Source organism: Alkalicella caledoniensis (genome assembly GCF_014467015.1).
GTDB lineage: Bacteria > Bacillota > Proteinivoracia > Proteinivoracales > Proteinivoracaceae > Alkalicella > Alkalicella caledoniensis.
In genome coordinates this window covers 2,504,313-2,518,279 of sequence record NZ_CP058559.1, presented here as the reverse complement: position 1 = coordinate 2,518,279, position 13,967 = coordinate 2,504,313, and the positions used below count along the sequence as shown (strand labels likewise).

At 34.8% G+C, this 13,967-nt stretch carries 13 protein-coding genes; 1 reads left to right on the top strand and 12 read right to left on the bottom strand.

Annotation, left to right across the window (positions count from 1 at the left end):
* Positions 1–21: 21 nt before the first annotated feature.
* Together treC and treP are read right to left on the bottom strand one after the other, a co-directional pair.
* On the bottom strand, positions 22–1,689 hold the full coding sequence (gene treC, locus HYG86_RS12390; protein ID WP_213165875.1) for an alpha,alpha-phosphotrehalase: 1,668 nt from the start codon (positions 1,687–1,689) through the stop codon (positions 22–24).
* Between the two features lie 74 nt (positions 1,690–1,763).
* On the bottom strand, positions 1,764–3,206 hold the full coding sequence (gene treP, locus HYG86_RS12385) for a PTS system trehalose-specific EIIBC component (RefSeq protein WP_213165874.1): 1,443 nt from the start codon (positions 3,204–3,206) through the stop codon (positions 1,764–1,766).
* 316 nt (positions 3,207–3,522) lie between these two features.
* Between treP and ychF the strand changes: the two genes are divergently transcribed.
* Positions 3,523–4,620 carry a redox-regulated ATPase YchF gene (gene ychF, locus HYG86_RS12380; RefSeq protein WP_213165873.1) on the top strand — a complete coding sequence of 366 codons (1,098 nt, stop codon included), beginning with the start codon at positions 3,523–3,525 and terminating at the stop codon, positions 4,618–4,620.
* 225 nt (positions 4,621–4,845) lie between these two features.
* On the opposite strand, the gene HYG86_RS12375 is transcribed toward ychF, so the two are convergent.
* From HYG86_RS12375 to HYG86_RS12330, 10 genes are all read right to left on the bottom strand, one after another.
* A complete protein-coding gene (locus HYG86_RS12375; RefSeq protein ID WP_213165871.1) occupies positions 4,846–5,226 on the bottom strand; it encodes an FMN-binding protein in 381 nt (126 codons plus the stop codon).
* Between the two features lie 175 nt (positions 5,227–5,401).
* Positions 5,402–5,884: a flavodoxin domain-containing protein gene (locus HYG86_RS12370; protein WP_213165870.1), complete on the bottom strand. Its 483-nt coding sequence runs from the start codon at positions 5,882–5,884 to the stop codon at positions 5,402–5,404.
* A gap of 41 nt (positions 5,885–5,925) precedes the next feature.
* Positions 5,926–6,543 carry a TetR/AcrR family transcriptional regulator gene (locus HYG86_RS12365; protein WP_213165869.1) on the bottom strand — a complete coding sequence of 206 codons (618 nt, stop codon included), beginning with the start codon at positions 6,541–6,543 and terminating at the stop codon, positions 5,926–5,928.
* A gap of 29 nt (positions 6,544–6,572) precedes the next feature.
* Positions 6,573–7,049, bottom strand: coding sequence for a GNAT family N-acetyltransferase (locus tag HYG86_RS12360; protein WP_213165868.1), 477 nt, complete (start codon positions 7,047–7,049; stop codon positions 6,573–6,575).
* Between the two features lie 99 nt (positions 7,050–7,148).
* Positions 7,149–7,541 (bottom strand): cytidine deaminase family protein, encoded by a 393-nt coding sequence (locus tag HYG86_RS12355; protein ID WP_213165867.1) that lies wholly within the window; start codon positions 7,539–7,541, stop codon positions 7,149–7,151.
* A gap of 15 nt (positions 7,542–7,556) precedes the next feature.
* Positions 7,557–8,387 carry a PhzF family phenazine biosynthesis protein gene (locus HYG86_RS12350; protein ID WP_213165866.1) on the bottom strand — a complete coding sequence of 277 codons (831 nt, stop codon included), beginning with the start codon at positions 8,385–8,387 and terminating at the stop codon, positions 7,557–7,559.
* The gene (locus HYG86_RS12345) at positions 8,384–10,471 is read right to left on the bottom strand and encodes a bifunctional diguanylate cyclase/phosphohydrolase (protein ID WP_213165865.1); all 2,088 of its coding nucleotides are present in this window, start codon (positions 10,469–10,471) and stop codon (positions 8,384–8,386) included. The genes HYG86_RS12350 and HYG86_RS12345 overlap by 4 nt, the downstream gene beginning before the upstream one ends.
* Before the next feature lie 94 nt (positions 10,472–10,565).
* On the bottom strand, positions 10,566–11,246 hold the full coding sequence (locus tag HYG86_RS12340; RefSeq protein WP_213165864.1) for a heparan-alpha-glucosaminide N-acetyltransferase: 681 nt from the start codon (positions 11,244–11,246) through the stop codon (positions 10,566–10,568).
* Positions 11,247–11,399: 153 nt separating this feature from the next.
* Positions 11,400–12,491 carry a TMEM165/GDT1 family protein gene (locus HYG86_RS12335; RefSeq protein WP_213165863.1) on the bottom strand — a complete coding sequence of 364 codons (1,092 nt, stop codon included), beginning with the start codon at positions 12,489–12,491 and terminating at the stop codon, positions 11,400–11,402.
* A gap of 431 nt (positions 12,492–12,922) precedes the next feature.
* A complete protein-coding gene (locus HYG86_RS12330) occupies positions 12,923–13,741 on the bottom strand; it encodes an AEC family transporter (RefSeq protein WP_213165862.1) in 819 nt (272 codons plus the stop codon).
* Positions 13,742–13,967 lie beyond the last annotated feature (226 nt).

The following is a 13,967-nucleotide window of genomic DNA, read 5'->3' as shown; positions in this document are numbered from 1 at the left end:
GTCATTGTAGCATTATTCTGGTTATTTTACAAGATGAAACACAAGGGATTCATATGGCCTAAGGTTAATACTTCCTCTAAAAGTTTTTTGTGTGTTTTCATAGTTAGAGATAACTAACTCGTCTTGATAGCCCTCTAAGTTAATATCTTCAGGCAAGTTGAATTCACTTTCCTCAGGGTAAAAATTGTTTATGACCAAAAGCTTTTCATTTTTGTATTCTCTCATATAGGCAAAAATACTTGGGTGCTGTTCAAGTATTGGATAGTAATCTCCATAGGCGATAATGTCCAATTCCTTACGAAGAGAAATCAACTTCTTATAGTGATAGAAAATTGAAGAGCTATCAGCCAAAGCATTTTCTGAGTTAATATGACCATAATTTTTATTCACATCTATCCACGGGATCCCCGATGTAAAACCACCCTGAGGGGTTTTATCCCATTGCATGGGGGTCCTAGAATTATCTCTAGACTTTTGTTGCAGTATTTTAATAATTTCCCCTTTACTTTTCCCTTTTTCCATTAGGATATTGTAGTAGTTAATTGATTCAATATCCCTATAATCTTCTATACTTTCGAAATAGGCATTTGTCATCCCTATTTCTTCTCCCTGATATATATAGGGAGTTCCCCTCATCATATGAATGGTTGTGCCGAGCATTTTTGCAGACTCTTTGTGATATGTTTTGTCATCACCAAAGCGGGACACTATCCTTGGTTGATCATGATTACACCAAAAAACAGCATTCCATCCATTCCCCTCTTGCATTCCAACTTGCCATGTGTTAAATAATTTCTTCAACTGGATGAAGTCAAAATCCATGGATGTCCACTTATCACCATTTTGATAGTCAACCTTCAAATGATGAAAGTTGAATACCATGGATAGTTCTTGTTCATCAGGATTTGAATACTTAATACAATTATCTATGGTTGTGGAAGACATCTCACCAACTGTTAAAATACCTTCTTTTTTTCCAAATGTTTCTCTATTAAGTTCTTTAAGATATTTGTGTATTTTAGGACCGTCGGTATAAAATCTGCGACCATCCCCTTCTAGGTCATTTTCAAAAGTCTGAGGCTTTGAAATCAGGTTAATTACATCTAATCTAAAACCTTTTACACCTTTATCCATCCAAAAATTTACCACCTGATAAATTTCTTCCCTCAGATCCGGGTTTTCCCAGTTGAGGTCTGCTTGTGTCACATCAAATAAATGAAGGTAGTATTCATCAAACTCCTTCACCTTTTGCCATGCAGAACCACCAAATTTTGAAATCCAATTGGTAGGTTCCCCTCCATTTACTGGTTTCTTAAAAATATAATAGTCTTTGTACTTTTTTTCACCAAGTAGTGCTCTCTTGAACCAAGGATGTTCTGTTGATGTATGGTTAAATACCATATCCAACATTACATCTATATCTCTCTTACTTGCTTCTTTAATAAGTTGTTCAAAGTCAGCCATTGTCCCAAATCTGGAGTCAATTTTACAGTACTCTGCCACATCATAGCCATTATCCTTTTGTGGGGAAACATAAAAGGGAGTTAACCATATATAATCCACCCCTAGTTTTGCTAAATAGTCTAGTTTTTCTATTACACCCTTTAAATCTCCAAATCCATCTCCATTAGAATCCTTAAACGACTTGGGATATATTTGGTAGACGACACTTTTTTCGAAATCTTTCATGTTATCTACTCCTTTATTTACCTTTATAAAATAAAGAGGGGAGCATAGGTCCCCCCTTTTAAATTCCCACTAAATTATGCAGAAAGTTGATCGTCTTTTTTAACTAAGATCTTTCTGTTTGCAAATACAAGAGTAAGTGCAAATGGTACCCCTAAAGCTATCAGCATTGATATGGCGAAAGTACCCCAATGCCCTGTTTGGATAGCAAGAATACCAGGCAATCCTCCAACTCCAATAGAGTTAGCCATAACACCAGTTGCTACTGAGAACACACCTGCAAGGGCAGAACCTATCATAGCTGCTAAGAATGGAAAAACATATTTTAAGTTTATACCAAACATCGCTGGCTCTGTAACTCCTAGGAAACAAGAGATGGCTGCTGGAATAGAAACTTGTTTTTCTTCTTCCTTGCTTGGGTTGTTTCTATTTAAGAAAATGATACCAACAACTGCGGCTCCTTGAGCTATGTTTGATAACGCTATCATTGGCCAAAGATTTGTTCCACCGATGTCACTCATTAACTGTAAGTCGATTGCATTTGTCATATGATGTAACCCAGTGATTACAAGGGGTGCATATAAGAAGCCAAATATAGATGCAAACAACCACCCTACTGCAGACGTAAGACCTGCATATACAACATCAGAAATGAAAGAACCTATTTGCCAGCCAATTGGACCTAGCACTACATGGGCAACTAGTACTGTTGGTACTAATGCGAAGAAAGGAACAACAATCATAGATATATATTCAGGAACAATTTTGCGGATCCTAATTTCCAGAAAACATAGGATAAATCCTGCTAGCATTGCTGGAATTACTTGAGCTTGATAACCTATCATTTGGATTTGCGTAAAACCAAAGTCCCAAACTCCTGGCTCTCCACCACCTGCCATGCCGTATGCATTCATAAGCTGGGGTGATACTAATGTAAGACCTAGTACGATTCCAAGAATTTGAGTGGTTCCCATTTTTCTAGCTATGGACCATGTTATACCAACGGGTAAGAAGTGAAATATTGCTTCACCAATTAACCATAAGAAGTGGTTAGTCCCTGCCCAAAATTGAGAAACATCAGTTAGGGTTTTAGTACCATCTTCTAGCATTTTTATTTCACCTATAACATTTCTAAAACCTAATATAAGTCCACCAACTACGATTGCAGGAATTATCGGTGCAAATATTTCAGCTAGATGGGATATCATTCTTTGAAGGAAGTTAAGATTTTGCCTTCCAGCTTTTTTAGCATCATCTTTAGTGCTTTCTTTAATACCCGTTTCCTTTATAAGCTCATTGTAGAATGTAGATACATCATTGCCGATGATTACTTGAAATTGACCTGCCTGTGTAAAAGAACCTTTAACAGATTTTACACTTTCGATAGCCTTAACATTTGCTTGTTTTGGATCAGCAAGTACAAAGCGTAGGCGTGTAGCACAGTGAGAAACAGTAACTATGTTTTCCTTGCCACCAATACCTTTTAGTAGTTCTAAGATGTCATTAGAATACTTACCCATAATGAATCCTCCCTTTTTTTAATACTTTCCATAGTGGATCAGCGCGCTATACATGTACGTACAAGATATCTTGATTTAATTATAACATGTACGTACATGTTCGTCAATACAATTTTTCAAGTTTATTACAATATTTTATAAATTAAATTGTCATTAGTAATTCCTTAATGAAATTTTGTTTATCTTTTTGAATACTGATTTTATCATAGCATTGCACTTATTATTAAACTATAATATAATTTAATATTGTGTAGAAAAAGAAATCATAGGCAAACTTAAATATAAAAATATTTATATAAAAGAAAGGAAAGATCAAATGAAATTAGGAATTGTTGGATTACCTAACGTAGGGAAAAGTACTTTATTTAATGCAATTACTCAAGCAGGAGCAGAGTCTGCAAATTATCCTTTTTGTACTATCGAACCAAATGTGGGAGTTGTTGCTGTTCCAGACGACAGACTTGATAAACTAGCTGAAATTTATACTTCTAAAAAGATTGTACCAACTGCCATCGAATTTTACGATATAGCAGGACTTGTTAAGGGTGCTAGTCGAGGGGAAGGCCTAGGAAATAAATTTCTTTCACATATTAGAGAGGTTGAAGCTATAGTACATGTTGTACGATGCTTTGAAAATGATAATGTTGTACATGTTGATGGCGGTGTTGGACCATTAAGGGATATTGAAACAATTAGCCTAGAACTTATATTCTCCGACATGGAAATGTTAGAGAGAAGGATTCAAAAATCTCAAAAAGCTGCAAAAACAGACAAAGCTATTGCCGCGGAAGTAGAGGTAATGAAAAAGGTTATTGCAGTTTTAGAGGATGGTAAATCTGCTAGGGTACTTGATTTATCAGATGATGAAAAAGAAATTGTTAAGTCTTTCAATCTTCTAAGCTCAAAGCCAATTATCTATGTGGCCAATGTTTCTGAAGATGACCTAATGGATGATGGAAATACTAACCCCCATGTGGGAACAGTTAGAGAGTTTGCTTCAACTGAAGATGCAGAGGTTGTTGTTGTCAGTGCTCAAATAGAAGAAGAAATATCTCAGCTAGATCCAGAGGAGAAAAAAGAGTTTTTAAATGATTTAGGTGTAGAGAAGTCTGGTTTAGATAAACTGATTCAAGCAAGTTATAAGCTATTAGGTCTTATGAGTTTTTTAACTGCTGGTCCCATGGAATCAAGGGCTTGGACAATCAAAGTTGGAACAGCTGCACCACAAGCTGCAGGGAAAATCCACTCAGACATAGAAAGAGGTTTCATAAGAGCTGAAGTTATAGCCTTCGATGACCTAATGGCACATGGTGGCAGTATGACATCTGCTAAGGAAAAAGGTCTTGTTAGAGTAGAAGGTAAGGAATACATCATGAAAGATGGAGATGTTGTTAACTTTAGGTTTAATGTGTAGAAATGTATAAGACTTTAAAATCTAGGATAGGTTTACCTTCCCTATAAGTAAATTAAAATTAAGAGGACTCAAAGGTTTAAAGCCTTTGAGTCCTTTAGTTTTATCTGCTGATTCTTATAGGATCGAACTCCTACACTATATTACATTTTCAGTCTCCCTGGTTGTACATCCCAATGTTATTTTTCTACCCAATTTCTCACAGCATTAATTGCTAATCCTTAGAGTTTACTTTCCTAATAACGCGTTTTCAATAGCCTTTAATATTATTGTACTACTAGCTGTAGCTCCACTTATGGTATCCACTTCCAGTGATTGGCTCTCGATGACATTTTCAATTACCCTTTCTCCTTTTTCACCAAGGCCATGCTCGTGTTTTAGTATGATTATATCTTTTATTATACTATTTTCTACTATTACTTTCACCTCAGCATTTACTGGTTCCATAGAGATGGCTCCTATATATTCACCATCACTAATACTGGCTAAGTCTACACTTGATACCACCACATCTTTCACTAGATTCTTACTCATCACGTGTATAGCAAGTCTCCCACCCCCGAAGATCACCAAAAGCACTACAATTCCTATAACTATTTTTTTCAACATATTTATCACTCCTACTTTAATTATCATTGAACAGTGTTCAAATAATAATTTACCATTATAGCTACTACTTGTAAACTAAAAATCTGATTATAATTGTTAACAATTTGTGAACAACATCCGGAAATTTATCTTGTACCCCAAACACTTGGACATATGTAATAAAATAAAGGCTTTGCTATGCAAAGGCCTTTATTTTATTAGCGAAACTACTTATTTTTTCCTCTGATATGGTTGATACATCTTCTTTTGCCTTTGCCACCACTTTTGCGATTAGCTTATCAACAAAACTCATCTTGCTGAAAATAAACTCTCCTCCAAAATAATCTTTTACCATGGCTTTATCAAGAAGTTCTTTGGGATACAACGTAGATAATTGCTGCTCCGCAAGCTCTTTATCTCTCATACAGCAAATAAATAAACCTAGCTTTTTGTTCTTCAGGGTTTCAGTATTATTAGAACAAAAATCAGTGACCTCTTTTATCATCTGACCTACATAAATAGATCCACCAATAATTATCGTATCAAACTCATTAGTATCAGGCGTACCACTTACCTTCAAGTTGTGTAAAGTTGTATTTCCCCCAAGTTTTTCTGATAATATCCTAGCACATTTTTCTGTAGTTCCATATTTTGTGCTATAAACAATCAATGTTCTCATCTAATTCTCTCCTCTCGTATTCTGTTTGTCCCAAGTTAACATTAGTTATAAGCTAACAATCCATTAAACAGCATTTCAAACTGATGCTCAATTAACCTATTTACCTGTTCTTCGGGTATATTTTTTTCCAATATCAATCTTATTAAAAGACCTGAAATAGATGTCCATACAATTTGTGCCGTTAGTTCTGGATCCCTTGGAGCATACCTGCCTAGATCTATTCCCCTTTGGATGTTCTCCCTCAGAGCTATTAAAGTAGGTCTTTTCTCAGTTGTTCCCTTATCTAGGACAGAGATCCTTTTAGTAATGGCCGGATCATCATTTAGTACAAAAGCTTTGTATTCTTCAGGGTATTTTAAGGTTGTTTTTATAAAGTTTGAAAATACTTCTTTAATCTCTTTTTCAGGTTCCTTTTCATTTTTTTGCACTGATTTTATTGAAGCCATAATCTTGCCGAACCCTTCGCTCATAATTGTTTCAACAATTTCATTCTTATCAGTAAAGTAGTGATATACAATCCCTGGCGAGTACCCTATTGTTTTTGTAATTTTTCGAATTGATAGTCCTTGTACCCCTTCTTTTGAGATTATATCCCTAGCTGCATTGAGTATCTTATTTTTTATGTGTTCTTGATTCAAATCTTGCGGATTCTCGGACAATTTTTTTCACCCCTTAACTCTTTTGTACACTACTTATATTTGAATACACTTATAAAATAGTCCTCTTCTGGAAAATCACCAAGGAATTCAAACCCAGCTTCTGTATAGAAATTACGTAGTTTCTTATTCCCCGCCCAGCAGTCTAGATAAATTGTACTACCTAGACACCTAGCAGTTCTACAGACATATTCCATCATTTCTTTACCCAAATTGTTACCCTTGTATGCAGATAAAATAGCTAACCTATATAGATATTTACTATTTGGTTCAACATCCACTGGAGCATAATGTTCAATGGGTTTTAGGGAAAATGTCCCAACAACATTATCATTTAGAACCAGAATATAAACATGGTTCATCATAATATCTTGTTCAACTTCTTTTGCATCGCAGGGGTAACTCCACTGATTAATACCTTTTTTGTTTAAGTTTAAAGTAGCATCGTTTATTATATCCACTACACTGTGCAAACAATTCTCACTGGCTTTAATAATTTTTATAATCATAATTCCCTCCTGTTAAACACCGTTCAATTTTCAATTTACCATTTATTGTGGAATAAGTCAATAAAAAAAGCGCCTCTCGGCGCCACAAGCAATAAGAACCTAGGGGGAACTCTTTTCTTCCCATCTATATGGAAGTAATTCTTCTAGCTCAACTATTTTCTCTTCTGAAATCATTATTTCTGCAGCTAAATTCTTAGGATCCACCTGGAACATAAACTCCCTACATCTCCCGCATGGCGGGTAAATTTGACCGCTAGTTGATACAGCAACAATTCTCACTATATGAGATTCTTCCTTTGTAATCATTTGAGCTATAGCAGCATGTTCTGCACAAAAACCCATACCACAGGCGGTATCAATGCAAACACCTGTATATATGTTTCCGGTGTCTGTTTCTAAGGCACAGGCCACAGAAGCAACATGACAGTGATTAGATAGTCTTCTAGGGTTAACCTTCGATAGAGCAAGGGCTTTTAATTGTGAAAAGTCCATAACAATCACTCCTTATCAAATAATAACTGCACTTCCACCAACCTTGACAGTATTTATTATTCCATTTGTTGTACTAAGCTCTACTTTTATAATGGAAGGTCTATTTAAACAATAACCTTGCTCCATTACATAATGTTTAGACTTCGTGTTTAAATATTCATGCAAGTAGCAGGCAAGTGCACCATTGGATGTTCCGGTGGCTGATTCTTCATCTATTCCATAAAGTGGAGCAAAGTTTCTAGTATGGGCACTAGTTCTATTCAAAGTCTCCAATGTAAATGCGTGAATACCAATAACATTATATCTTTGGCTAATATCCTTGATTTTACTTACGTTAGGTTCTAGATTCAATAATTTCTCCAGACTTTTAATGGGTAGTAAAATATCCCTCAGTCCTGTTGATACTATTTGTATGGGCATTTTATCAATATGTCCACTAATGTTGTTGAAACAATCTAGTAATTCACTTATAGGAATAATTTCCCCAAATATAGGCAAATTTTGTTCCATTAGTACCTCACAATCCGTAACAAATACATTCAAGATACCAGCCTTGGTCTCTTGGGTATATACATTGCCAACACTTACTATTTCAAGTTCTCTTAACAAATTGAATACAGCAATGGTAGCATGGCCACATAAGTCTACTTCTTCCGTGGGTGTAAAAAACCTAACCTTAAAATCAGCTTGTGTAGATTCCATAACAAAGGCGGTTTCAGAATACCCTACTTCACCAGCTATTCTTAACATATCCCTTATCTCTAAATCATCAGCCCCTAGGACAACTCCTGCAAGGTTCCCACCACATACATTATCAGTAAAAGACGTTAACTTATAGATTTTCATACTACACCTTTCATATCTGTATTTATTAGTTCTAAAAACAATTGTACAAGTTCAGGATCAAACTGCGTTCCGGAACAGCGTTGTAGTTCTTTTAAAGCTTCTTCTGTACTTCTAGCTTCTTTATATGGTCTTTTACTTGTTATGGCATCAAATGAGTCCACAATAGCAAGTATGCGACATTCTATTGGTATCTCCTTTTCTTTAAGGCCTAAGGGGTAACCTTTTCCATCCCACCTTTCATGATGTTTAAGTATCAAGTCAGCAACGTTAACAAGATTGTTAGATGCAATGGCTATACGGTAACCTTTTTCTGGGTGTTGGCGCATAATCTTCCACTCTTCGTCTGACAGTGGACCCTTTTTAAATAAAATAGAGTCAGGGATACCAACCTTACCTAAATCATGAACTTGTGCTAGCAAAGCTAAGTTGGTTATAACATTAGACGATAGATTTAGTTGTTCACCCATTTTCACACAGTGCTCTGCAACCCTATGGGCATGTCCTTCAGTTATATGATCCCTTTCTTCTAATGCAGCCATTAATGAGTCAATTATTTGACTTTTACTACTCTTTTTCTGAATGAGCTTTTCATTATACATTTTGTCGTCAGCTTCTTTTAACAGTTGTTCAAGGGAATAATCTTTACTCTCTGTTGTTGATATACCAATGGAAAGACTCATGGGCAGTTCCTTGTTGTTTTGGTTGTATATAAGAACATTTTTCTTGATCTTCTTAACAAGCTCTTCTGCAGAAGACTGCTCCGTTTTAGTGAGAATAGCAGCAAACTCATCTCCACCTATCCTAGCAACAATATCTGAACTTCTTAAAGAGGTTTTGAGCAAATTTGAACACGCAATTAACAATAAATCTCCCTTTTCATGGCCCATGGTATCGTTTATTATTTTCAGTCCATCTAGATCACAAACCATAATAGTTATTGGAAAATCAGTACTGTGCTGCAATCTCCTTAATTCTTCGTCAAAGTACATCCTATTGTAGAGTCCTGTAAGTTTGTTGTACCTACTTAAATAGTTCAGCTCTCTATTAGCGATTTGTAGTGATTTAATAAGCTCTTTATTTTGAATTAAAACCATTATCTGTCTAACAATACCTAAGACCATAATCAGGGCTATTCCAATAAAAAGACTGTTAATAGAATCCATGTGTACTAATTGGACTACAAATAACACAGTTATACCAAGATAAGGAACAATCATTCTGATTTTATCATATATCAAACTGCTTCTTTCTTCTGTAGAAACAATGTTCTTTCTAGTTTCAATAATATGTTTTATTCCTGCAAGACCAATTATCATAAGCCCCAAAACCCAAAAAGGGTCAATCCATCTAGATAAGTGATATGTTCCGTTATATGTTAAGAATAGGTAGTAAAAGTCTGCACTTATGTATATTCCAAGACCTAACATAAACATTGCTGTTGCTTTTTTGTTTAACCTAATCTTTCTTCCTAAGTAAATATATAAATATCCACATAGTAGAACTAGGTCTATAACTATGTAAGATAGTGAGACTATTATTTCACTTAAAATATCAGATTTCACCACAAAAGCGGGATAGATTAAAAAATGCCATCCCAACGTAAGTACAACTGTTCCTGTTATAAGCATGTCCAGTATCATTTGAAAACCATAGTATAAACCTGTTTGCTTATATGTAAGCGCCAACATAGCTACTATATACATTATTCCATGGGTCAGATATAAGTAGTCTGGAAGTCCAGGTGAAGGTACTCCTACCCCTATTATAGATTCATAGTATATCCAGGCGACATCAGCTAAAACATATGCTGATGTCCCTATAAAAATCAATAACCAGAACTTCCTTTCTATTTTTGCACTCTTTTTATATGTTAAAAATGTACAAACAGCAGCTACTAGTACCCCAAGTATAGACAAATTATTCCCTATAAATGTTACTGTATCATTACTAATACCCAACGTTATCATCCATAAAAGGTAAATTACTAGATATATTGGTACTAAAAAAAGCAGTATCTTATATAGTTTTTCCATGGTTTCCCCAACTTTCTCAGCAGTATCACTTAGTAATTTATTATATTTCATTTTGGGTAAAACTTCTATATTGTTTTTGGGTTTAGCACAACAATTCATACTAAAGGAAAACAAATGGCTAATCAAAAACCATTTGTTTTTTTGTCTAGGTAAGACTATATAGATAAATCCCTGCTAACAATAAGGGTTGGTGAATCAAATAGATGAGTAGGGATTTTTGACTTATTACGCTAATTGTTTCGTTATACAAAGTAAAATTAAATAAACTCTTTTTCTTATGGTAGTATAACTTATATGATATGACACCCAAAATGAATACAGCTAGATATGGTATCAACGGATAATAGTCAGCTGCCCTTAGACCGGGATATTTTAAGCCTAGTGGTAGAAGTAAAGCATTACTAGCTTTCGCGCTGCTCACAACAGGAGAAATATAGAATATTACTGCTGAAATGCCTAGGAGTAACCAGTTGTTCATTGCCTTTAGTACTGGAAAAATTATCATACAGGTGCCTAAAAGATGTAAAATGCCAAACCTTATGTACATATCACCTAAAGCAACGTATGTAACTGCAGTAACTATCATTCCATAACCTAAAACCTTAAGTCCCCTTTTGAAGCTATGTTTACTAAAACCACTACTTATACCAGAAACGAAGATAAATATCAAAGCAGATATCTTACCTTCCCAGTACCAAAATCCACTTCTGTAGTTAATGTCTATGCCTAAAAATTCGTTTAGGTCATAAACAAAGTGAAATATAATCATAAGAATGATAGCAATTGCCCGTAGAAGGTCTATCTCCCAAATGCGTTTACTTTCCATACACATGCCTCCACCCACTGGTATTTTATAGATATTATAGCATAGTTATTTATTTGATGTTATTGTAAATTTTCAGTATCATCTATACTGGTTACTTTCTTTCCTTTATAGTTGAGTTTGGGTAAGGGACTAGACCGCAAATTATTACGAATATTATTTATCCTCAAAATTAGGGTCTTGTTTTTTTAGTTTCTTGTAATACTCTTGAACATCGCCTTTATATTCAACCTCTTTTCCTAAGTAAATCTTTTCTAGCTCTCTTCTAGTTTGATTACATACACAGTTTTCGTTGTGGGCTGGACACTCCCTGCAGGTTTCCATTGTTTCTTTCAGGCTTTCTTTTAGTTCTTTTGTACTAACCCTTAAACCATTGTATTGTGGTATATCCCACCTATTCTTAGGGATAAATTCCTCTTTTTCTTGAGCTTTTTCTAGATTATTGATAATTGTTTGTATGGTGTAGTCCAACTCTTTATTCTTTAAGCTATGGTTATTGGTATCGGTCACTTTCTTTAGAGCTAATTGTACTCTTTGGGTGTTTAAGTATAAATCATGGGCAGCCCTTTTGTAAGGTGTATTTTGAGGTGAAGTTATTTTTCTAATGTTATTTAACATCCATGTGACAACTAACCCTAAGGCTGAAAGGAATACTATTGTTAGAGGAATAGTTTTGTATTGTGTTGGAACAGACTCGTTTAAACCCATTAAGCCAAACAATATAAAAATAGCCGCAGCAGCGATCTTCAATGGAATCTCAGGTATCTTTCTACCTAACCTGCTTCCCACGAACACGCCGATACTACTTACTACAACCATCCCTGCCACGGAACCAAATACAGTAAAGAGTGGCAAATTGGCCTGGGATGCCAATGTGATTACTGTTAGTTGAGTTTTATCACCCATTTCTCCCATGAAAAAGGCAAGAGCAACCGTAGCAACAGGACCATATTTTGCTGAACTTGCTTCTTCACCTTCCTCATCATCCTCATCTATCTTTAATGACCATAATCCAAAGCCAATAAATGCAAATGCAGCTATAATCCTTATGGTCTCTATAGGGACTATGTTAGTAAGATATGTACCTAAAATAGCAGCTAGTCCATGATTTAATCCAGAGCCAATGAGTACACCCAAAAGTACTTTGCCTAGTGAAAATTTAGTAGCAAAAGCCATAGCGAGAATTTGGGTTTTGTCACCCATTTCAGCTATTAAGATAAGTAGAAAAGCTTGGATAATTTCGTACATTTTTTTAATTCTCCTTTCACTGAGTTAATTTGAAATATGTAGATAGTGATGTAATGATAGCTCACAAATTTATGTTTTCCTTACAGAGGTTATAAATTCAAAATTCTTGTAACAAATATATTTTCAAGCTGACAACAAAAAGGGCGAGGCCTTTATGTTTAATAAACCGGTGTAAACACCAGCTTAATAAACGTAAAAGTCTCGCTCCTTTAGCACAATAAAGTGGGTAAAACCAGATCCCCTAGGACCAGTATGTTGACTCTACCCGCAACCATAAAGGCTACAGCTACTCCCTTTTTCCGTTTGGAAAATTATAAGGTTATTTTATCACAAGGGGTTATATTGTTCAATAAGATTTGCTCTACTTAAAATAAGACAACTATATCACTACTATATTTTATAGTGGGTTTAATGCCCATATAAATTTTATTCTAAACAAATAGTATCATTGCTATGAACACTATTATAGACAAAATTATGTGGATAGATAGAACATTTAATACTAGCTGTTTTTCCTTACCACTTTCACTTTCTATGAAAATTGGAAGTATAAAGGATGGTGGTAGTAAAAACATTGTGTATAAGGCTATTTTAAATATATTATCCAATTGAAGGAACATTCCCAATACAAAAGTGTTTATTAAAAACGCTAAAGATAATGATATGGACATCCGTAGTAATACTATTTTTATGGGTTCAGTGATGTTTTTTAGATCTATTTTTAACTCATAACCAATAACTATACAGATAACTGGTACCACCAAGGCTGAAATAAGCCTCAGCATTTCAAGTAAGGAGCTTGTCAAAGGATTTGCTTCTAAAACACCAATTGCGCCTATGCTACCCACACTTAGGCCAGCTAATAGAGCGAGAATTATTGGTGACTTGATAAAGGATAATACAACAGTCTTTAAGTTCATAGGCTTTCCATTTAGTTTTTCAAGATAACTCAAAAGTATTAAAAAGAAGAAGAAACCGTTTCCTATGTCAACTAAGGCAATTTTGAACATTTCCGTTGTCCCATACACTGTAGCAAATACAGCAATAAAAATTAGACTATATTTTGCTTCAAATTTTGTCTCCGTAAAAGCTAAAAAAAGTAGTGCAGGTAAGGCTATGTTAATTACAAATTTCTTTAACTCGTCAATAGTATTATTCCTAAAAAAACTAAACCTCTGAAGGGTATTTCCTAAGATGATAAGTAATACTATTGGGAATACCTTAGAAAGTATTAGTAATGCTTCATTCATTTTGGCACCTCCATTATCCCCATTTTAGTAACAAGTTATTTCTAACAATCACAATTCAGGAAGTATGCTGTGATTATCCTGAAGGTCAGCAGGCTTCTAGCCCTATAATAAAACATTGTATAGTTCAAGTAGATTGTTGATCACAAATTCAATTCTAACATAGTTAATATATACCATCAACAGTTTATCCCTTTACTGGGCAAGAATATTTTTGTGGTCTAGATTT